Raw genomic sequence first — 20,244 nt, forward strand, 5'->3', positions numbered from 1 at the left:
AGCGCATCATCAAGCAGGCCCGCACGCTGAACCGCGCGGTGATCACCGCCACGCAGATGATGGAATCGATGATCGAGTCGCCGCTGCCCACCCGCGCCGAGGTGTTCGACGTCGCCAACGCGGTGCTCGACGGCACCGACGCGGTCATGCTCTCCGCCGAAACCGCGGCCGGCGACTTCCCGGTGGAGACCATCGAAGCCATGAACCGCGTCTGTCTCGGCGCCGAGCGCGAGCGCGTGATTCAGGAGTCGGGGCACCGCATCCACGAGGGCTTCAGCCAGATCGACGAGACGATCGCGCTGTCGGCCATGTACGCCGCCAATCACCTCGCGGGGGTGGGCGCCATCGCCTGCATGACCGCCTCGGGCTATACCCCGCTGATCGCGTCAAGGATCAGCTCCGGGCTGCCGATCGTCGGCCTCGCCCACAACCCGGTCGCCCAGCGGCGTATGGCGCTGTATCGCGGCGTGGTGTCGCTACCCTTCGACACCAGCGACATGGCCGCCAACGACCTCAACGACCATGCCCTGGCGCGGCTGGTCCGCCACGGCATCGTCAGCCCCGGCGATCATGTGATCCTGACCCGCGGCGACCACATGAACGCCCATGGCGGCACCAACACCATGAAGATTCTCGATGTGAGCCACGGCCATGAATGATATCCGACCGCGGCGGGACGTCCGTCGCACCCTGCCGGCCCAAAAGCGCATCGCACTGATCGCCCACGATGGCAAGAAGGACGAGATGCTTGAATGGGCCGAACGTTGGCAGGTCATCCTCGCCGAGCATAGTCTGGTTGGTACCGGCACCACGGCGAGCCGTATCTCGCACCAGCTTGGCCTGACGGTCGAGGGGCTGATGAGCGGGCCCTTGGGTGGTGACCAACAGATCGGCGCGCGTATCGCCGAACAGCGCCTCGACCTGCTGGTCTTCTTCTGGGACCCCTTCGCGCCGCAGCCCCACGACCCCGACGTCAAGGCGCTGCTGCGCCTGGCCGCGCTGTGGAACATCCCGGTGGCCTGCAATGCGGCCAGCGCCGACTTCCTGATCACCTCCCCCTGCCTGACACAGGATTACGAGATGACCATTCCCGACGCCGGCGCCTGGGTATCCGCCCGCATTAGCTGATCGACGCGCTGCACGGTGTCACGTCTCTATTGCCAGGCGCTGGCCGACGCGATAGCCATGCCAGGCGGCCGCTAGCCACAGTGGTACGCTGATCATCATATAGCCAAGCGCCAGCCAGGGCCTGGCCTCGTTCAGCAGTTGCAGCGTCTCGAGGCCGAACAGCGAAAAGGTTGTGAACCCGCCGCAGAACCCGCTGGCCAGGAAGGGCTGCCAGCGTGCCACACGACTGTGTAGGCGCTGCGTCGCGACGGCCGCAACGGCACCCATCAGCCACGACCCTACCGCGTTCACAAGCAGCGTCGGCCAGGGGAAGACAGGGCCGAGCATTGCCAGCGCAATCGCGTAGCGCAGCGAAGCGCCAAGCGCGCTGCCCAGCCCCACCGCTGCATAGTGTTGCCAAGCCTTCATGTGAGACCGCCTGCCAGCCACACCCCAAGGCCCAGCGCAGCGAACCCCGCTAACAAGGTAACAAGCACGTTGGCAAGGGCGGCGCCCGTACGGCCCTGTCGCCAGAGCAGCAGGGTCTGCAGGCTGAACGAGGAGACCGTCGTATAGCCACCCAACAGCCCGACCGCGAGCAACGCCCAGCCAGGACGTGGTGCCTCGGGCCCCGGCAGCCCCACCGCGCCCGCCAGCAGCCCCATCAATAACGCACCACTGAGATTGACCGCCAGGGTGCCCCAGGGAAACCCGGCACCGAGCCACGCTGACACGCCATTACCTACCGCCAGGCGGCTCATGCTGCCCAGCGCACCGCCGGCTGCCACCATCAGCAGAATCATCGGCTCAACGTCCATGCGCCCTCATTATTCTTGCTTGCCTGCGCTTAGGCCTACCGGCCTAGTGCGAACCCGACCAGGCGTCATGATAGTCATGCAGCCTATTAACGAGTATGTCATGCCGGGCTGGCAGAACGGCCATGCAGAGTCGTGATCACGCCCTAAAATCCGTATCATGCTGCTACTTGACGCACCCCGACACACCCTATCCACACGCCAAGAAACGGAGGTCACCGCGTGAACCCCAAGCGAACCCTTCCCCTGATACTGGGTTGGCTGTTGCTGGCCCTGATGGCATTTGCCATGCCCGCTCAGGCCCAGCAGGAGCAGAGTGGAGAAGCGCCACCGGCTTATTCCACCCTCGCCGACATGCTCGAGAACGACCAGACCCGTCAACAACTGATCGACCAGCTGCGCAGCCTGGCCGATGACCCGGCGAGCGCCGACACTGCCGCTGACGCCCCTGACCTCATCCGGCTCGAACTCTCGCTGCCGCGTCAGCTGGCCCAGGCCACCAGCCGTATTGCCGGCGACGTCGGCGATCAGTTCGAGAATCTTCTCGGCGCCGTCTCGTCGCTGGTGACTGGTGGCCTTGCGAGTCAGGACAGCGTTTTCGACATGGCAGCCTTCTCCACGGCGGCGATTAACCTTGGCCTGGTGATCCTGACGACTTTCGTGCTATTCGCTGTCGTGCGCCGCCTGGCCAAACCGCTGTTCACGCGAATCAGTCAGTGGTCGCTCAACGGCACCGGCCTCACGCCGGTCCTGCGCCTGGTCATCTGTGTTGCCGTCGCAGCACTCATCGATGTCATGATCGTGGCGCTTTCCTATGTCGGTGGCAACCTCACCGCCACCTTCGCCATCGGCGAAACCGGCGAGCTGACAACTCAGGCTTCGCTGTTTCTCAACGCCTTTCTGGTGATCGAGCTGATCAAGGCCGCCATCCGCATGCTCTTCTCGTCACGCTACGAGGGGCTGCGCCTGTTGCCAATCACTGCCGAGGAAGCCTCTTACTGGAACCGTTTTCTCGCCCGTCTGATCGGCACGGTCGGCTATGGCCTGATGGCGGTGGTCCCGTTGATCAGCGCCAACGTGTCGCCAACCCTGGGCCAGAGCATCGGCACGCTGATCATGTTCGCGGCCTTCATTTACGCGGTCGTCGTTGTGCTCACCAATCGCCAGCGGCTGCGCGACGCCCTCAATGTCAGGGCGCAACAGACCACCATGGCGGCCAGCCGCGTCTCGCTGCAGCTGTTCGCGCGCACCTGGCACCTGTTCGCCCTGGCGTACTTCCTGATGGTGTTAATACTGACGCTGACGCGCCCCGTGGATGCGCTGCCCTTCGTGCTCTTCGCGACTCTCAAGACGCTTGCCGCGGTGATCATCGGCATGCTTGTCTCCAGCCTGCTGACCCAGACCATCGGTCGGCGCATCCGGCTTTCCGATGACCTGCGCCGCAAGCTGCCCCTGCTGGAGCCGCGCCTGAACAGCTACGTGCCCAATGCCCTGCGGGTCATTCGTACCCTGATCCTGATAGTCGTAGTCATGGTCGTGCTCGATGCCTGGGGCGCCTTCAACCTGGCAGGTTGGTATGCCTCAGAGGCGGGTCGCGGCCTGGTCGGCAAGCTGATCAGCGTGGCGGTCATTCTGGTGGTCGCCATTGCCGTATGGCTGGGTCTCGCCAGCCTCATCGAGCACAAGCTCAATCCCGATACCGGCAAGGGCGAACCCTCGTCGCGGGCCAAGACACTGCTGTCGCTGTTCCGCAATGCCCTGGCCATCGCCCTGATCACCATGACGGTGATGATCGTGCTGGCCGAAATCGGCATCAACATCGGGCCGCTGATCGCCGGTGCCGGTGTGCTGGGCCTGGCCATCGGTTTCGGTTCCCAGAAACTCGTCCAGGACATCATCACCGGCGTGTTCATCCAGATCGAGAACGCCATGAACACCGGCGATGTGGTCACGGTCGGCAATGTCACCGGCACTGCCGAGAAGCTCAGCATCCGCTCGGTAGGTATCCGCGACCTTAACGGCACCTACCATCTCGTGCCCTTCTCCAGCGTGGATACCGTCTCCAACTACATGCGCGAGTTCGCCTACCACGTCGGCGAGTACGGCATCGCCTACCGCGAGAGCATCGATGAGGCCATCGTGGCGCTGCGCGAGGCGTTCGATGAGCTCTCCCAGGACGACGAGCACAAGATGAATCTGCTCGCGCCGCTGGAAGTCGCCGGCGTCATCGCCCTGGCCGACAGCTCGGTGAACATCCGGGTGCGCATCAAGACCACGCCGGGGACGCAGTGGTCCACCGGCCGTGCCTACAATCGGCTGGTCAAGCTGCATTTCGACGCCAAGGGCATCGAGATTCCCTTCCCGCACACCACCCTGTACTTCGGTGTCGGCAAGGAAGCCGAGGCGCCGCCGGCCAACCTGCGCGTCATGCAGCAACGCTTCGATATCAACGGACGTCCCGGCGGACAGCCAGCCTCCGGCGAACAGAGCCGCGAAGGGGAAGACGACCCCCGCTCGCGGCCCAACCCCGCCTACCAGGGCGACTTCGACGAAGACTGACGAGATCAACCGAAGCATCATAAAAACAGCGGGGCTGCCCAAGATGGGCAGCCCCGCTGTCGTTTAGCGCCTGGCAATGCCAGGGCACGCTCGGGTCACGTGATGCGTCGGGTCACGTCTTGACGCTCTGGTCTTCAGTGGTTTCAGTGGGTTGCGGTAGCGAGGGCAGCGACTTGTCGAGCAGCTCGACGCTCTGCCGATAGTAAAGCTGGCTCTTGTTGTGCTCGCCAAGGTTGGCGAAAAGCCTGGCGAGCTCAGCACATACCACCCCGCTGGGCCGCTGGCGCTGACTGGCCTCGAAATATTCCTGCGCCTTGCCCCAGAAGGCATTGCGCAGCGACAACCGCCCCAGAGTGAGCAGCAGGTCAGGGTCGTTGGGACGCTCCTGAAGCCACTTCTCGGCGTATACCAGCTGGCGGGAGGCATCCACGTCGAGCAAGCCATAACGCAGCACCAGACGGCTGTCCCAATGCTCCTTGAGGGAGTGACGCAACAGCCGCTCGGCGATCGCTTCCTGCCCACCCCGGATCAATGACTCGGCATAGAGCACGATCAGGTCGGTATTGGTGCGCAGGTGGTCGGGCATATCGGCCCAGAGGCTGCGTACCCGTTCGATATCACCGCCCTCACGGGCTTCATGAATGATCAACTCACGGTAGGCACGCTGCTCGAGCTCTTCACGCTCCTCGCGGGCGATCAGTTGCTGGGCCCCGAGTCGCGGCATCAGGCGACGCAGACCCTCCCAATCGCTCAAGCTGATATAAGCCTGCTTGAGCTGCTTGAGCACCTGAGGGTGGTTGGGCAACTGACGATCGAGACGGGTGAGAATAGCCAGCGCCTCTTCGTATTGCTGACGGTCCAGCATCAGCTGGGCCTGCATCATACCCACCGCGGTATCGGCCCCTTCGGTGCTCAGGTGAGCCCGCTTGAGCAGGGTATCCGCCTGCTCGTAACGCCCTTGGTAGTGGGCGGCCAGGGCCGCGGACAGGTAGTTGACCAGCGGGGCGCTTGAGTCATCGGCGGCCTTGACCAGCGACTTCTCGGCGCGCTTCCAGCGGCCTTCGGCCAGGGCGACCAGGCCGCGCACGGTCCGCTTCATGGCGTTGCGGTTACGGGTACGGCTGTTCCACACCTTGTAACGGCTTACCGGGCGGCGCAGACGCAACAGCAACCGCAGGACGAAATGCAACACGATGAAGGCCGCAAGCAACAGGACCAGACCGAACCAGAAGGAGGTCTGGAAGGACGTGTCGCCCACTCGCACCAGCCAATAGCCGGGCACCGACATCATCAGCTGGCCGAACAGCGCACCGATCGCCAGGCCGAGGACGATGATCAGGATCAGCTTTCTCATGCGTCATCCCCCTCATCACCGCGCGACGCGTAGCGATTGTCGATGAACTCGGCCAACGCCTGCTGAGAGTCGCTGATGTCGGGAAGTTCGGGGCGGATGCTGCGCTGCTTGAGCTCCTCGAGACGCGCGATCACCGACTGAACACCGCTGTCGTCGGTATCGTAATAACCCTCGATCAGGGTCAGCACCTTGTCGAGGCTGGCGTCATAGAGTTCCTGCTCTTCCTTGAGCAGCGCCAGCTGGGCCTGCTCGAGTACCAGGCGCACGCTCTGGCGCAGGTAGGACTCTTGCTCGGGCGAGATCAGCGCCTCGAGGGCCTGGTCGTGCTGGCGCACGGTGACCAGATCCTTGAGCTCCTGACCGAAGCGTGACAATTGATTCTGCCAACTGCCGGTAGGCGCCTCCTCGATCGAGCTGTTGGCGGCGATCTGTTCGATATCCTGGGCCAAGGGCTGTCTGGCGAGCTGTTCCTGCTGGGCGTTGAGCGCCAGGTAGAGGCCGGTGCGATCGACCTCGGGCACCGATTCCAGCGCGGCAAGCTCCTCGGCGATCTCGCGACGCACCGGCACCAGCGCCGGATTGTCGGCCTCCTCCAAACGCTCGTCGGCAGTACGAAGCAGGGCGGCGGCGCCTTCCACGTCACGCTCGAGCTGCAGGCGCTGGTTGGCAAGGCGCAGCAGGTAGGCGGCCTCGGCATGCAGCCATTCGCGCTCGTCGGTATTTTGCTCGCGGGAAAGCTCGGCCAGCACCTGGTCCAGCGTCTCGTCGACACTGCTGCGATAATCGTTGAACTCACTGCGCAGCTCGCTCAGGGCATTATCCAGCGAAGCCTGACGCTCCTGCTCCCCCTCATCGAACCGGGATTCGAGCTCAGCCAGCTGATCGGCAGTGGCGGCCTGTTCGCTGCGCGCCTCGACGGCCGCCAGACGCTGCTGCTGGGCGTCGAGCTTCTGCCAGGCCTGCCAGCCGAACAGGGCGACACCCAGCGCGAGCAGGATCACCAGCACCAGCGCTACGATGCCGGCCTTCCCCCCCCCTTTACTACCGCGACCGTCACCGGAAGACGGACGGGGCGCGGCCGCGCCTCCGCCACCACTGCCAGCGGGCCTGGGCGCTGCCGTCGACGGCCCCGAGGTCTTGGTCGAGCTTGCCTGGGCAGCAGCAGGCTTGTCGGGTTGGGTTGTGCTTTCCTTCCCCGTCCCTTCCTTACCAGCCCCTTCTTTTTCCTTGTCGGCTCCCTCTTTGCCGGTTCCTGGCTTGTCGACACTACTTGTGACCGAACCTGGCGTGGCGGCATTCGGCGCTTGGATGGCGCTCTTGTCAACGTTAGTGCTGGATGGCGTGTCAGCCGAACTACTCGCCGGCTGCGTCTTGTCGCTCCCGGCAGGTGTGGCCGACGATGCCGGCTTGCTCGACTCGGTCGCTGGCGTGGCGTCCGGCTTGGCGGTCCCTGTCGTTGATGCCGCGGCCGAGGCCGTCGTCTGGCCACCCCTGCCGCGCCGTCGTGACTTGCCCTTGGCGGTAGGGCCGCTCTTGTCGGCCTCGTCACCCGGGGACGCCGATGCCGGTCCGGCCTTGGCCGCGCCGGTGGGCGTCTGCTGTTCGTCCTGATCGTGTGGTTGCTTGCTCATCTGTCGCTAGCCCTTTTCGAGATCGTCTTGGTCGACATCGGCATCCTCCGGGTCGCAGGCATCGGCCACCGCAGTCGCCAACGCAGTAGGCGTGGCTCCAGACGCCACGACGGGGGCGTAAAACCCCAGCTTGCCAGCCAGTGTAGCCAACCGGCTACTGGAAACGATTAACGGTTGGTGGAAGGCGGCTTCCCCGCACCATCTTGCCAGATGTTTGAGAATTTCTCCGCTACTGACCACCAGCGCTCGATATTCACCGCTTATCAATCGTTGCTGCATGGGCAAGGAAGGCGCCTGCAGGCCGCGCCGATACACGGCTAACCGGGTGACGCGAGCCCCCCGTGCGGCAAGCGTGTCGGCAATCAACGTCCGCCCTCCCTCGCCGGCGACGAGCAGTACACGCTGCTGCTCAACGCAGTGCAGCGACGCGAGCTGCAACAGCGCCTCGCTGGTATCTTCTCCTGCCTGCGCGGGCGGTAGGTGCACGCGTACGCCGAGCCGCTCGTGCAGCACACCCGCCGTGGCCGCCCCCACAGCATAGTAGGCGATGCCTAGGGGTAACTGCGGCCAATAGCGATCCAGCGCATTCGCCAGGCATTCGGCGGCGAAGGGACTGATCACAATCACCTTGGCAAAGTGATCAATATCCAACCAGGTACTGCGCATCAACGGCGTTTCCGCCAGCGGCTCGAGCTGCATCGCCGTCAGGCGCGCCACGCGATAGCCGCCCGCCTCGATAGCCGCCGCCAGCACCTCGCCTCGATCGCCGGGGCGGCTGACCAGTACCGGAAAGCTCGCCATCAGCCAGGGCCGTAGACCTCGGCGAGAATCTCGCCGGCCCCTTGGTCGAGCAGGTCCTCGGCAACGCGAAGCCCCAGCAATTCGGGCTCATGAATCGACCCACGCCCTTCGGCGCGCAATACGCGCGTACCGTCCGGATTACCCACCAGGGCGCGCAACCAGAGGGTCTGGCCGTCATTGTCGAACACCGCATGGCCGCCGATGGGCACCTGGCAGCCGCCTTCCAGCCGGGTATTCATGGCACGCTCGGCACGCACCCGGGTAGCCGTGTTGGCGTCATCCAGCGGCGCCAGCAGCGAGATCAATTCGGCATCGTGCATGCGACACTCGATGCCCAGCGCACCTTGCCCGCAGGCCGGCAGGCAGGTTTCCGGCGGCAGCTCCAGGGTGATACGTGACGCGAGGCCCAGGCGCTTGAGCCCGGAGGTCGCCAGCAGGATGGCGTCGAACTCGCCGTCATCGAGCTTGCCCAGACGCGTCTGCACGTTGCCGCGCAGGCTCAACACCTCGAGATCCGGGCGCGCCTCGCGCATCTGCAGGCCGCGACGCAGGCTCGAGGTGCCGATGCGCGCGCCCTCGGGCAAGGCCTCGATGGAGGCATAATGGTTGGAGACGAAGGCATCGGTGGGCTCAGCCCCCTCGAGAATGACCGAAAGTCCCAGGCCCTCGGGGAAGTGCATGGGTACGTCCTTCATAGAATGCACGGCGATATCGGCGCGACCGTCGAGCATTGCCTCCTCGAGCTCCTTCACGAACAAGGCCTTGCCGCCGACCTTGGCCAGCGGCACGTCGAGGATCTTGTCACCGCGGGTCGACATGGCGACCAGCTCAACTTCCAGGCCGGGATGGAACGCCATCAGGCGATCGCGGACATGTTCGGCCTGCCACATGGCCAGCTGGCTCTTGCGGGTGGCGATACGCAGGGTGGTGATGGATTGCACGTGGGTCTCCCGGTTCGACTCGTCACTCAGGGCGCTACAGCGCGAGCCCGGTAATGATGGCTGTTGCCCCCATCATAAAGCACCGGAGAGAGCAGGAAAAATTCGCCATGGCCGGCAGCGCGCATCGAGGGCCATACGGAGCAAGGCGCGCCACTCGCCAGCCTCGTCGACTCTGGTACACTTCCGGGCATGTCCCGGCAGCGTCTGCGGCGCTGCGTCGGGCACCTTACCCACCGCACTGTCATGCAGGATGCCCAGCCCGATGAGCCCAAGTCCGACGAGCAATCGCACCAACCAGTCCTGGGGCGGTCGCTTCACCGAGCCCACCGACGCCTTCGTCGAACGCTTCACCGCCTCGGTCGATTTCGACCAGCGTCTCGCTTTCCATGATATCCAGGGCTCCGTCGCCCACGCCACCATGCTGGCGCGGGTCGGCGTGCTTACCGATGACGAGCGCGATGCCATCATTGGAGGCCTTGGCGAGATCCGCGCCGAGATCGAGCGCGGCGAATTCGCCTGGTCGGTGGCGCTCGAGGACGTGCACATGAACATCGAGGCGCGGCTCACCGACAAGATCGGCATCACCGGCAAGAAGCTGCATACCGGCCGCTCGCGCAATGACCAGGTAGCCACCGACATCCGGCTCTACCTGCGCGAGGAAATCGACGTGATCGCCGCCGAGCTGGCCCGCCTTCGCGAGGGGCTGACCGAGCTTGCCGACCGCGAGGCCGACACCATTATGCCCGGCTTCACGCACCTGCAGACCGCCCAGCCAGTTACGTTCGGCCACCACCTGCTGGCCTGGCAGGAGATGGTCGCCCGCGACCACGAGCGGCTGCTCGACTGTCGTCGCCGGGTCAACGTGCTGCCGCTGGGCGCGGCGGCGCTGGCCGGCACCACCTATCCCATCGACCGCCACGTCACCGCCGCGCTGCTGGGTTTCGAGCGTCCCGCCGAGAACAGCCTCGATGCGGTCAGCGATCGCGACTTCGCCATCGAGTTCGTGAGTTTCGCCAGCCTGCTGCTGATGCATTTGTCGCGGATGAGCGAAGAGCTGGTGCTGTGGACCAGCGCGCAGTTCGACTTCATCGACCTGCCCGACCGCTTCTGTACCGGCTCCTCGATCATGCCGCAGAAGAAGAATCCCGACGTGCCGGAACTGGTGCGCGGCAAGACCGGGCGCGTCTACGGCCACCTGATGGGCCTGCTGACGCTGATGAAATCGCAGCCGCTGGCCTACAACAAGGACAATCAGGAGGACAAGGAGCCGCTGTTCGACACCCTTGATACCGTCAAGGGTTGCCTGCGCGCCTTCGCCGACATGGTGCCGGCGCTTGAAGCAAAGAAAGCGAGCATGTATGAGGCGGCACGGCGCGGGTTTTCCACCGCCACCGATCTCGCCGATTACCTGGTGCGCCAAGGGGTGGCCTTCCGCGACGCCCACGAGATCGTCGGCCAGTCGGTGGCCTTCGGCCTGCGCGAAGGCAAGGACCTCTCCGAGATGCGCCTCGAGGAGCTCCGGCAGTTCTCCACCGCCATCGAGGCGGACGTCTTCGAGGTGCTGACCCTCGAGGGCTCGGTCGCCGCGCGCAATCACATCGGCGGCACCGCCCCCGATCAGGTCCGCGCCGCCGCCCAACGCGCCCGCGATGCCCTGGCAGCGCTCTCTCTCCAAACGGAAGGGGCGAACTGATGCGCCGGCTGGCCTGCACCCTGCTCGCCCTGACGCTCGCCGCCACCCTCGCGGGATGCGGCCAGAAAGGCCCGCTGTACATGCCCGACGATGAACGCGCCGCCGAGCGCTACGACCCTACCGGCCAGGAGGATGCCTCCGAGGACACCGGCCAGGACGACGCCACCGCCAGCGAGGACGAGACCTAGGCATGGATCATTTCGACTACCGCGACGGCGTGCTCTACGCGGAAGACGTGCCCTTGACGCGCATTGCCGACGAGTTCGGCACGCCTTGTTACGTCTACTCCAAGGCCACCCTGGCCCGACACTTTCGTGCCTATACCGAGGCGCTGGGCAGCCATCCGCACCTGATCTGCTATGCGGTAAAGGCCAATTCCAACCTGGCGGTGCTGGGGCTGCTGGCCCGCCTGGGCGCGGGTTTCGACATCGTGTCGGTGGGCGAGCTCGAGCGCGTGCTGGCCGCCGGCGGCGACCCTGCCAAGGTGGTGTTCTCCGGTGTCGCCAAGCAGGAAGCCGAGATGGCCCGCGCCCTGGAGGCGGGCATCAAGTGCTTCAACGTCGAGTCGCGCCCGGAGCTCGAGCGCCTCGACGCCGTGGCCCGCCGGCTCGGCAAGGTGGCGCCGGTCTCGCTGCGGGTCAATCCGGACGTCGACGCCGGCACCCATCCCTATATCTCTACCGGGCTCAAGGACAACAAGTTCGGTATCCCGGTGGACGAGGCACTGGCCGTCTACGCGTTGGCCGCTTCGCTGCCCAACCTCAAGATCGTCGGCCTGGACTGCCATATCGGCTCGCAGCTCACTGAGCTCTCGCCTTTCCTGGATGCGCTCGACCGCTTGCTGGCGTTGCTTGCGCGGCTGCGTGAGCGGGACATCGAGATCGAGCACCTGGACCTCGGCGGCGGGCTCGGCGTGCCCTATCGCCACGAGCGCCCGCCGCAGCCCTTCGACTACGCCACGGCGCTTCTTGAGCGTCTCGCCGGCTGGCCGGGCAGCGAGCGTCTGACCCTGCTGTTCGAGCCTGGCCGGTCGATCGCCGCCAACGCCGGGGTGTTGCTGACGCGCGTGGAGTTCCTCAAGCCCGGCGAGACCAAGCACTTCGCCATCGTCGACGCCGGCATGAACGACCTGATCCGCCCCGCCCTCTATCAGGCCTGGCAGGCCATCCTGCCGGTGGATACCCGCCACGCACGCGATACTGCCACCTTCGACGTGGTCGGCCCGGTCTGCGAGACCGGCGACTTCCTCGGCAAGGACCGCGAGCTCGCCATCGCCGCGGGTGACCTGCTGGCGGTGCGCTCCGCCGGCGCCTACGGCTTCGTGATGGCCTCGAACTACAACAGCCGACCGCGCCCCGCCGAGGTGATGGTCGCGGGTGACGAGGCTCACCTGGTGCGGCGGCGCGAGCGCCTGGAAAACCTCTGGGCCGGCGAGGCCCTGCTTCCGGATGTTGCCGACGGGGAGGCCCGTTGATGCTGCTGCACTTCACCAAGATGCATGGCCTTGGCAATGACTTCATGGTGGTCGATCTGGTCACCCAGCGCGCCCATCTGCTCGACGAGCAGATTCGCCGCTTGGCGGACCGCCGTTTCGGCATCGGCTTCGACCAGCTGCTGGTCGTCGAGCCGCCCCGGGACCCGGACATGGATTTCCGCTATCGCATCTACAATGCCGATGGCAGCGAGGTGGAAAACTGCGGCAACGGCGCGCGCTGCTTCGCGCGCTTCGTACGCGAGCAGCGGCTGACCCACAAGCGCGAGATCCGGGTGGAAACCGCCGGCGGCCCGCTCACTCTCGTCATCGAAGACCTCGACCAGGTCCGGGTCGACATGGGCACGCCGCGCTTCGCGCCGCATGCCCTGCCCTTCGACGCCGGTGACGATCGGCTATTGCACCCGCTCGAGGTAGGCGACGAGCGCCTCGATATCGGCATCGTCTCCATGGGCAATCCCCACGCGGTGCTCGAGGTCGACGACGTCGATACCGCCCCGGTCGAGCGCCTGGGGCCCGCCATCGAGGCACACCCGCGTTTCGCGAACCGCGTCAACGTCGGCTTCATGCAGGTCGTCTCGCCCCGCGAGATTCGCCTGCGCGTGTTTGAGCGCGGCAGCGGCGAGACGCTGGCCTGCGGCACCGGCGCCTGCGCCGCCGTGGCCAGCGGTATCCGCCGTGGACGGCTGGAGAGCCCGGTCACCGTGCATCTTCCCGGCGGCGACTTGCAGATCGAATGGGCCGGCGACGACGCTCACCTGAGCATGATCGGGCCGGCCGTGCGCGTCTTCGATGGCCGCATCGCGCTGCCCTGACCGTCTCGGGTTGACGCCCCATCTTCCTCAAGGAGTTCGCCATGACCCACGCCGCCCCCGAACCTCGCAAGACATTGGACCCGGATCGAGTGGCCCAATGGCTGGCTCGTCATCCGGACTTCTTCGTCGGCCGTGAAGGACTGCTTCAGCAGTTGCGCATTCCGCACCCGGAGGCCCAAGGCACGACCTCGCTGCTCGAGCGGCTGGTGCACGACCTGCGCTCGCGCGCCGAGCAGGCCGAATGGCGCCTCGAACAGCTGCTGGAGTCGGCGCGTCACAACGAAGCCCAGTACCGGCGTACCCGCGAACTGGTCCTGGCGCTGCTCGAGGCGGAGAACAATGACGCTTTGGGCCAGGCGCTGGCCACGCAGCTCAGCGAACGCTTCCATACCCCGTCGATCGCGCTCTGGTGTCCGGCCAGCCTCACCGACGACGAGCCCCGACCGCCCCAGCCGCCCCGGCACGTGCTCGACGATCATGCCGGCCAGCGTCTCTCGGCCCTGCTCGACAGCCGCGTCAGCCGCTGCACGCGGCTGACGCCCACCGACTGGAAGCGACTGCTGCCCCACGCGCCGGCCCCGCGCACGGCCGGCTCCTGCGTGCTGACCCGGCTGACGCTCGGCGAGCCGCTGGGCTACCTGGTGCTGGCGAGTCACGACCCCGATCACTTCCGCGCCAGCATGGACACGCTGTTCACGGAATATGTCGGCGACGTGGTGTCTCGTCTGCTGGTCAGCTTGGCGCGCCATCCGCATGACTGAGCGCGCCCCACCCCGGTCGCCGCTTGATGATGAGCGCCATGCCTTCCTGGCCGACCTGGCGCGCACCGCCAGCCCGGCGACGGTGAATGCGTATCGACGCGACCTGGACGCCCTGGTCGCGTTCCTCGATGCGCGCCTGATCGACACCTGGACGCGCCTCGATGTCGGCCTGCTGCGCCGCTTCCTCGGCGCCGAGCGCAGCCGGGGCCTGGCGCCGCGCAGCCTCGCCCGTCGCCGCGCGGCGATCTCGCGCTTCGCCGCCCACCTCGTTCAGGCCGGCCTGCTCGCCCATAATCCCATTGCCCTGATAAGGGCGCCGCGCCAGCCCAGGCACCTGCCCAAGCCACTGGACGTAGACCAGCTGGCGGGCTTTCTCGATACGCCCCACGACGGTTCGCCCCTGGCGTTGCGCGACCAGGCGATGCTCGAATTGTTCTATTCAAGCGGACTGCGCCTCGCCGAACTGGCCGCGCTGGACCTCGGTCATCTGCAACCTCAGCGCGTCCGTGTGCTCGGCAAGGGCGGCAAGCCCCGCCAGGTGCCGGTGGGACGGCGGGCACGACAGGCGCTGGATGCCTGGCTCACCGTGCGCGGCCAGCTGACCGGCAGCGGCGAGGCGGCGCTGTTCGTCGGGGTCCGAGGGGCGCGACTGGGACATCGCGCCATCCAGAAACGCCTCGACGAGCTCGCCCGACGCCGCGGGCTCGCCGAGTCGCTGCACCCTCACCGACTGCGCCACTCCTTCGCCAGCCATCTGCTGGAATCGAGCCAGGATCTGCGCGCCGTGCAGGAACTGCTCGGCCACGCCGATCTCTCGACTACCCAGGTCTACACCCACCTCGACTGGCAACACCTGGCGGCCAGCTACGACGCCGCGCATCCCCGCGCCCATCGACGCGCGGGCGAATCGGGCAAGCTTACGACAAAAGACGAAGACTAGCCGGCACGCTCTGTGGGCTACCTCGACGTCTGGTTCGACATTAGCGCCTGTTTCGACATTAGGGCGGAGCTTGACTAGAGTTTCAGTCACGATACGGACAGAGCCGCGGGAACACGACTCCGAAAGTTCTCGAAGAAAGTTCTCGAAGAAAGTTCTCGAAGAAAGTTCTCGAACGACCAAAGGAATGGGCGTCGGCTGAAAACCTACATGAGAGAGGGAACTCCATGTCCAAGGTAACTTGCACGATTATCTATGATGGGCAGCCCCTGACCGGCGCGGCGGACGAGCCGCTCATCGATTTCCTCGACGCGCACGACATTGATCTGCCGCATGTGTGTTACCACCCATCACTCGGTCCATTGCAGACCTGCGATACCTGCTGGGTGGAAGTGGACGGCGAGCTCAAGCGCGGCTGTACCCTGCGCAGCGCTGATGGCTTGACCGTTTCCAGTCAGGAGCAACGGGCCCGGGCCGCTCGCGAGGAGGGCATGGATCGCCTGCTGGGCAAGCATGAGCTTTACTGCTCGGTTTGCGAACACAACACCGGCGATTGCACCCTGCACAACACCGTGGCGAGCATGGACATTCCCATCCAGCGCTACAAGTTTCGACGCAAACCCTACGAAAAGGACGATTCCGGGCCTTTCTACACCTACGATCCCGATCAGTGCATCCTCTGTGGACGCTGCGTAGAGGCGTGCCAGAACGTCGAGGTCAACGAGACGCTGAGTATCGACTACTCGATGGAAAACCCACGCGTACTGTGGGATGGCGGCATGTCGATCAATGACTCCAGCTGTGTGGACTGCGGGCACTGTGTCACCGTTTGCCCCTGCAATGCGCTACTGGAAAAGACCATGCAGCCCGATGCCGGGCCCTTTACTGCAATGCCGCAAGATCTCAAGCGGCCGATGATCGAGATCGTCAAACGGCTGGAAGAGACCATTGGCGCCCCGCCGATCACCGGCCTTTCCAATATGGACATGTATTGGCGCCAGCCAGAGATCAAGCGCACCAAAACGGTATGTACCTATTGCGGGGTCGGTTGCGCCTTCGAGATGTGGACCCGAGATCGGCATATCCTCAAGGTCCAGCCGGTCGCCGCGGCGCCGGCCAATGGCATCTCCACTTGCGTCAAGGGAAAGTTCGCCTGGGATTTCGTCAATAGCGAAAAGCGCCTGACCATGCCCTTGATCCGCGATAACGGGCGCTTTCGTGAAGCCAGTTGGGACGAGGCGCTGGACAAGGTTGCCAAGGGCTTGCTGCATGCGCGTGACACTTATGGGGCAGATAGCGTCGGCTTTATCGGTTCGAGCAAGGCGAGCAACGAAGAAGCCTACCTGACCCAGAAGATTGCTCGCTTGATCATCGGCACCAACAGCGTCGACAACTCATCGCGCTATTGCCAGAACCCCGCCACCAAGGGCCTGTTCCGTACCGTCGGCTATGGGGGCGATGCCGGCAGCATCGAGGATCTCGAAAAGGCCGAGGTGGTGGTGATCGTCGGCAGCAATACCGCCGAAAACCATCCCGTCATCGCCTCCAGGATCAAGGCGGCGAAAAAGCGGCGTGGCCAGAAGCTGATCGTAGTCGATCCACGCAAGCACGAGATGGCCGAACGCGCCGACATCTTCTTGCGTCCCAACATAAGCACGGACTTGATCTGGGCATCGGCGCTGTCTCGCTACATGTTCGAGCATGGCTACGCCGATCTAACGTTCCTCGACCAACATGTCAATCAGGTCGAGGCGTATCGCCAGTCGCTCGAACCCTTCACCCTGGCGTTCGCCGAGGAGAAAACCGGCATCTCCCGGCAGGCCCTGATCGATACGGCGGAAATGATCGGCACGGCGCAAAGCGTCTGCCTGGTCTGGGCAATGGGCATCACCCAGCATAGCCACGGAGCAGACATCAGCACCGCCCTGTCGAACTTGTTGCTGGTGACCGGCAACTACGGCAAGCCCGGGACGGGGGGCTACCCGATGCGCGGCCACAATAATGTGCAGGGGGCGAGCGATTTCGGCTGTTTGCGCAACATGTATCCAGGCTACGAGAAAGTCACCGACGATGATGCTCGAGCACGCTGGGCCAAGGCCTGGGGCGTGGACAAGGAACAGCTCTCCGACAAGATCGGCGAAGGTAATTTCCTGATGGTCCAGTCCGCCCAGCAGGACCGGATCAAGGCGATGTATGTCATCGGCGAGGAAACCGCCTTTGCCGATGCCGATTCACACAACGTGCACACGGCATTCGAGGAGCTCGATTTCATGGTGGTGCAGGACATGTTCCTGAGCCGTACTGCCGAATTCGCCGATGTGGTGTTGCCGGGGTGCCCGAGCGTCGAGAAGGATGGCACTTTCGTCAACACCGAGCGACGTATCCAGCGCTTTCACGAGGTCATGGCGCCGCTGGGCGACAGCCGCCCCGACTGGGCAATCCTGACGGAGTTGGCGGCGCGCATGGGACATGACTGGGGCTACACCCACCCATCACAGATCATGGCGGAATGCGCGCGTATCGCGCCTATGTTTGCCGGCGTGACCTACGAACGGCTGGAGGGATGGAAATCACTGCAGTGGCCGGTGGCGGCAGACGGCACCGACACGCCGCTACTCTATACCGATGGCTTCCCCACAGAGGATGGCAAGGCAACGCTTTTTCCGCTGGAGTGGAAAGAGCCCGACGAAGAGGCCGATGACGAGTACGACCTGATGCTCGACAATGGTCGCATGCTTGAACATTTCCAGGGCACCAACCAAAGCGGTCGCACTGCGGAGATCTGGCATCAGACGCCTTACGGCTTTATCGAGGTGAGCCCGCAACTGGCCGCCGAGCGCGGCATTGAAGAAGGCACCTGGGTGCGTCTTACCTCGCGTCGCGACAGCGTCGAGATGCCGGCAGTGATCACCGACAGGGTCGATGGAAAAACCCTCTTCGTGCCCATCCATCACGGCAAGATCGGCATCAATGCGCTGACCGGCGAGCACCACGACCCCGACGTGCATACCCCGGCCTACAAGGAAACCGCCGTGAAGCTCGAGGTGCTGGACAGGGAGCGGCACGCACCACCCCTTCCCGCGCATAACTTCCGTTTCGGTCGACGGACGCCAACCGATGGTGTGCCTGTCGAGGTCAAGTGGATGCGGCAGGAGTATGTCGAGCCACCCGCGCACCAGCCCCGCCCGGAGAAACTCTAATGGCCGAACGAATCTCACACGACGTTACGCCCCCGAGGATCGGGCCGGATGCCCGCGAAGAACTGGATCGCCTCTTGCAGACCATGCATGAGCATGGCGTGTTGCGATTTGCCAATGACATGGTGGCGGCCAACCCCCAGATCGCCAAGGTACTGGTCAACGGGCTCAGCAAGGAGGGCTCGCTCAATGCGATACAGAACTTGTCGGCGCTGGCGATGGCGCTTTCCACCATCCCGCCCAATCAGTTTTACAAGATGACCTTTGCCCTGCGCGACGCGGTGGCCGTGATTGGCCAGCATTCACGCAGCAAAGACACTGACGATGCATCGCCCGGGGTTAGCGGTGCCTACCAACTGCTCAAGGACGAGGAGCTTTGGCACGCCGTAAGGCCCTTGATCGAAGGGCTCAAGGCGTTCGGTAAAGGCCTCGACAAGGACATCGACAAGCCTATCTCGGACTTTACCGGCAAGCCCACGGAAGGGCCATGAAGCCAGCGCCGCACCGATGGCCATGACGGCAACCACGCTCACCCCGGAGTCATTAGCCTCTATTTCCAGCGCATTTTTCGTTATTATTTGGCCTGACTTCCCTCGCTCAGGCGTAGCGCATGACAGCTCTTCAGTCGCTCGACGTACCCGACCACCGTGGTGATGAGCCATGACAGCCACCACGCTGAAGGCCATCACCTTCGACCTGGACGATACGCTGTGGGACAACCATGGCGTGATGGAACGCACCGAAGCCGGCCACTACGCATGGCTTGATGCGGCGCTCGCCGAGTGGCTGGAGCACTCGAGCGGCATACCGCCCGAGCGCTTCGCCGAACGCTTTCCGCTGGCGGCTTATCAGGAACGTCGGCTGGCGCTGGCTCGCCGGCACCCCGAGCGTCGCAGCGACTTTACCTGGCTACGCGAGCACGCACTCGCCTCGCTGCTGCGAGACTACGCCCTGCCCGAGCATGACGCGGCGCACTGGGCCGGGCTCGGCATGCAACGCTTTCTGGAGCTTCGTCACGACGTGACGCCCCACCCCGAGGTAGAGGCCATGCTCGAGGCACTGGCGCTGCGCTATCGGCTGGCGAGCATCACCAACGGCAATGTCGATATCGCCCGCCTGGGCTGGCAGCACCACTTCCCCATCGCCATCGCGGCAGGCGAGCTCTGCACGCCCAAACCCGACCCGCGCCCCTTCCTGGCGGCACTGTCGCGGCTACAGACGCAGCCTGCTGAGACCTTGCATGTGGGGGATTCGTGGCAGGAGGATGCCCTGCCGGCGTGGCGGCTGGGCATGCCGGTGGCGTGGATCGCCAGTGCCGATACCGGCCTGCCGGCGGGCATTCACCGGCTGTCGCATATCAGGGAGTTACCCGAGCTGCTGGCCTGGCTGGACAGGCGCTAGCCGTTGATAGCCTCGCCGAGCAACCACTGGTTCAGGCGCGCATGGGCCTCTTCGACGCCCTGTTTCTTGAGGGCAGAGAACAGCTGTATCGACACCAGGTCGTCCCATTCGCGCAAGCGGCTACGCACCTGCTGCAGCGCACTCTTCGCCGCCCCGCTCTTCAGCTTGTCGGCCTTGGTCAGCAGGATGTGCACTGGCATGCCCTTGTCGTCGGCCCAACCCAGCAGGGTCTGGTCGAACTCGGTCAGCGGATGACGCACGTCCATCACCAGCACCAGGCCACGCAGCGAGTCTCGCCGCTGCAGATAATCGGAAAGATGTCGCTGCCACTCGAGCTTGACCGATTCCGGTACCTTGGCATAGCCGTAACCGGGCAGGTCGACCAGTCGCCGCTCGCTGGCATTCTCCAGCGTGAAGAAATTGATCAACTGGGTACGGCCCGGTGTCTTGGAGATTCGCGCCAGGGCTCGCTGATGGGTCAAGGCGTTGATCGCGCTGGATTTTCCGGCATTGGAGCGCCCGGCGAACGCGACCTCGGCGCCCTCATCGGGGGGGCAGCCGGCCAGGGTCGGGGCGCTGGTGAGAAAACGCGCGGTCTGGTAATTGAGTGCAACGTTGAGCGAAGGGCTGTGTGACGGCATTCGGGCGGGTCCTGACGATGGTCGAGGGTGGCAGGGCCGCGGCTTGCATTCCCGCGGCCGGGGTGATTCGTTATACTGCAGTATCTTCTGTCTGCGACC

The 20,244-nt window shown here is 64.8% G+C and carries 18 protein-coding genes and 1 pseudogene; 12 read left to right on the forward strand and 7 right to left on the reverse strand.

The features are described 5' to 3' along the window. Both BM341_RS16540 and BM341_RS16545 read left to right on the forward strand, forming a co-directional pair. Positions 1-659: pyruvate kinase (locus tag BM341_RS16540; RefSeq protein ID WP_245784310.1), on the forward strand; the 659-nt coding region annotated here is incomplete at its 5' end. Continuing rightward, complete coding sequence (locus BM341_RS16545; RefSeq protein WP_089797165.1) at positions 652-1,128, forward strand: methylglyoxal synthase; 477 nt, start codon at positions 652-654, stop codon at positions 1,126-1,128. The genes BM341_RS16540 and BM341_RS16545, both read left to right, overlap by 8 nt. Before the next feature lie 18 nt (positions 1,129-1,146). Here the strand turns inward: BM341_RS16545 and BM341_RS16550 are convergent, their stop codons facing one another. Next, entirely contained in the window at positions 1,147-1,536 is a 390-nt protein-coding gene (locus BM341_RS16550; RefSeq protein WP_089797166.1) for a fluoride efflux transporter FluC, read from the reverse strand. Beyond that, the gene (gene crcB / locus BM341_RS16555; RefSeq protein WP_089797167.1) at positions 1,533-1,925 is read right to left on the reverse strand and encodes a fluoride efflux transporter CrcB; all 393 of its coding nucleotides are present in this window, start codon (positions 1,923-1,925) and stop codon (positions 1,533-1,535) included. The genes BM341_RS16550 and crcB overlap by 4 nt, the downstream gene beginning before the upstream one ends. Positions 1,926-2,144: 219 nt before the next feature. On the opposite strand from crcB, the gene ybiO reads away from it, so the two are divergent. Next, complete coding sequence (ybiO, locus tag BM341_RS16560; protein ID WP_089797168.1) at positions 2,145-4,481, forward strand: mechanosensitive channel protein; 2,337 nt, start codon at positions 2,145-2,147, stop codon at positions 4,479-4,481. Between the two features lie 112 nt (positions 4,482-4,593). On the opposite strand, the gene BM341_RS16565 is transcribed toward ybiO, so the two are convergent. From BM341_RS16565 to hemC, 4 genes are read right to left on the reverse strand one after another with little or no spacing between them, the layout of a single operon-like run. Beyond that, positions 4,594-5,835 carry a heme biosynthesis HemY N-terminal domain-containing protein gene (locus tag BM341_RS16565; protein WP_089797169.1) on the reverse strand — a complete coding sequence of 414 codons (1,242 nt, stop codon included), beginning with the start codon at positions 5,833-5,835 and terminating at the stop codon, positions 4,594-4,596. After that, on the reverse strand, positions 5,832-7,466 hold the full coding sequence (locus BM341_RS16570; protein ID WP_089797170.1) for a uroporphyrinogen-III C-methyltransferase: 1,635 nt from the start codon (positions 7,464-7,466) through the stop codon (positions 5,832-5,834). Before BM341_RS16570 ends, BM341_RS16565 begins: the two co-directional genes overlap by 4 nt. Before the next feature lie 6 nt (positions 7,467-7,472). Then, the gene (locus BM341_RS16575) at positions 7,473-8,267 is read right to left on the reverse strand and encodes a uroporphyrinogen-III synthase (RefSeq protein ID WP_089797171.1); all 795 of its coding nucleotides are present in this window, start codon (positions 8,265-8,267) and stop codon (positions 7,473-7,475) included. Then, a complete protein-coding gene (hemC, locus tag BM341_RS16580; RefSeq protein ID WP_089797172.1) occupies positions 8,267-9,208 on the reverse strand; it encodes a hydroxymethylbilane synthase in 942 nt (313 codons plus the stop codon). Before hemC ends, BM341_RS16575 begins: the two co-directional genes overlap by 1 nt. 262 nt (positions 9,209-9,470) lie before the next feature. Here hemC and argH point away from each other — a divergent pair, with 262 nt between their 5' ends. The 9 genes and pseudogenes from argH (at position 9,471) to BM341_RS16625 (ending at position 19,504) form a co-directional block, all read left to right on the forward strand. Then, the gene (argH, locus tag BM341_RS16585) at positions 9,471-10,901 is read left to right on the forward strand and encodes an argininosuccinate lyase (RefSeq protein ID WP_089797173.1); all 1,431 of its coding nucleotides are present in this window, start codon (positions 9,471-9,473) and stop codon (positions 10,899-10,901) included. Then, positions 10,901-11,011, forward strand: a pseudogene (gene lptM, locus BM341_RS19575) (LPS translocon maturation chaperone LptM); the annotation flags it as partial. The gene argH and the pseudogene lptM, both read left to right, overlap by 1 nt. 80 nt (positions 11,012-11,091) lie before the next feature. After that, entirely contained in the window at positions 11,092-12,375 is a 1,284-nt protein-coding gene (lysA, locus tag BM341_RS16595) for a diaminopimelate decarboxylase (RefSeq protein ID WP_089797175.1), read from the forward strand. Further along, a complete protein-coding gene (gene dapF, locus BM341_RS16600; protein ID WP_089797176.1) occupies positions 12,375-13,208 on the forward strand; it encodes a diaminopimelate epimerase in 834 nt (277 codons plus the stop codon). The genes lysA and dapF overlap by 1 nt, the downstream gene beginning before the upstream one ends. 41 nt (positions 13,209-13,249) lie before the next feature. After that, positions 13,250-13,969, forward strand: coding sequence for a DUF484 family protein (locus BM341_RS16605; protein WP_089797177.1), 720 nt, complete (start codon positions 13,250-13,252; stop codon positions 13,967-13,969). Further along, the gene (locus BM341_RS16610) at positions 13,962-14,909 is read left to right on the forward strand and encodes a tyrosine recombinase XerC (protein ID WP_089797178.1); all 948 of its coding nucleotides are present in this window, start codon (positions 13,962-13,964) and stop codon (positions 14,907-14,909) included. Before BM341_RS16605 ends, BM341_RS16610 begins: the two co-directional genes overlap by 8 nt. Positions 14,910-15,133: 224 nt before the next feature. Beyond that, a complete protein-coding gene (gene fdhF, locus BM341_RS16615; protein WP_089797179.1) occupies positions 15,134-18,106 on the forward strand; it encodes a formate dehydrogenase subunit alpha in 2,973 nt (990 codons plus the stop codon). Further along, a complete protein-coding gene (locus BM341_RS16620) occupies positions 18,106-18,594 on the forward strand; it encodes a helical membrane plugin domain-containing protein (protein ID WP_089797180.1) in 489 nt (162 codons plus the stop codon). Before fdhF ends, BM341_RS16620 begins: the two co-directional genes overlap by 1 nt. A 169-nt stretch (positions 18,595-18,763) precedes the next feature. Then, entirely contained in the window at positions 18,764-19,504 is a 741-nt protein-coding gene (locus tag BM341_RS16625; RefSeq protein ID WP_089797181.1) for an HAD family hydrolase, read from the forward strand. Here the strand turns inward: BM341_RS16625 and yihA are convergent. After that, positions 19,501-20,145 carry a ribosome biogenesis GTP-binding protein YihA/YsxC gene (gene yihA / locus BM341_RS16630; protein WP_089797182.1) on the reverse strand — a complete coding sequence of 215 codons (645 nt, stop codon included), beginning with the start codon at positions 20,143-20,145 and terminating at the stop codon, positions 19,501-19,503. The two genes, BM341_RS16625 and yihA, sit on opposite strands and share 4 nt — an antisense overlap. Positions 20,146-20,244: the final 99 nt, after the last annotated feature.

Source organism: Halomonas korlensis (assembly GCF_900116705.1).
In the GTDB taxonomy this organism is placed as follows: domain Bacteria; phylum Pseudomonadota; class Gammaproteobacteria; order Pseudomonadales; family Halomonadaceae; genus Halomonas; species Halomonas korlensis.

Coding starts and splice junctions, on each gene's coding strand:
- BM341_RS16545 (WP_089797165.1), top strand. CDS start 652: ATGAATGATATCCGACCGCGGCGGGACGTCCGTCGCACCCTGCCGGCC.
- BM341_RS16620 (WP_089797180.1), top strand. CDS start 18,106: ATGGCCGAACGAATCTCACACGACGTTACGCCCCCGAGGATCGGGCCG.
- lysA (WP_089797175.1), top strand. CDS start 11,092: ATGGATCATTTCGACTACCGCGACGGCGTGCTCTACGCGGAAGACGTG.
- BM341_RS16610 (WP_089797178.1), top strand. CDS start 13,962: ATGACTGAGCGCGCCCCACCCCGGTCGCCGCTTGATGATGAGCGCCAT.
- BM341_RS16570 (WP_089797170.1), bottom strand. CDS start 7,466: ATGAGCAAGCAACCACACGATCAGGACGAACAGCAGACGCCCACCGGC.
- BM341_RS16550 (WP_089797166.1), bottom strand. CDS start 1,536: ATGAAGGCTTGGCAACACTATGCAGCGGTGGGGCTGGGCAGCGCGCTT.
- BM341_RS16575 (WP_089797171.1), bottom strand. CDS start 8,267: ATGGCGAGCTTTCCGGTACTGGTCAGCCGCCCCGGCGATCGAGGCGAG.
- dapF (WP_089797176.1), top strand. CDS start 12,375: ATGCTGCTGCACTTCACCAAGATGCATGGCCTTGGCAATGACTTCATG.
- argH (WP_089797173.1), top strand. CDS start 9,471: ATGAGCCCAAGTCCGACGAGCAATCGCACCAACCAGTCCTGGGGCGGT.
- BM341_RS16605 (WP_089797177.1), top strand. CDS start 13,250: ATGACCCACGCCGCCCCCGAACCTCGCAAGACATTGGACCCGGATCGA.
- BM341_RS16625 (WP_089797181.1), top strand. CDS start 18,764: ATGACAGCCACCACGCTGAAGGCCATCACCTTCGACCTGGACGATACG.
- crcB (WP_089797167.1), bottom strand. CDS start 1,925: ATGGACGTTGAGCCGATGATTCTGCTGATGGTGGCAGCCGGCGGTGCG.
- fdhF (WP_089797179.1), top strand. CDS start 15,134: ATGTCCAAGGTAACTTGCACGATTATCTATGATGGGCAGCCCCTGACC.
- yihA (WP_089797182.1), bottom strand. CDS start 20,145: ATGCCGTCACACAGCCCTTCGCTCAACGTTGCACTCAATTACCAGACC.
- BM341_RS16565 (WP_089797169.1), bottom strand. CDS start 5,835: ATGAGAAAGCTGATCCTGATCATCGTCCTCGGCCTGGCGATCGGTGCG.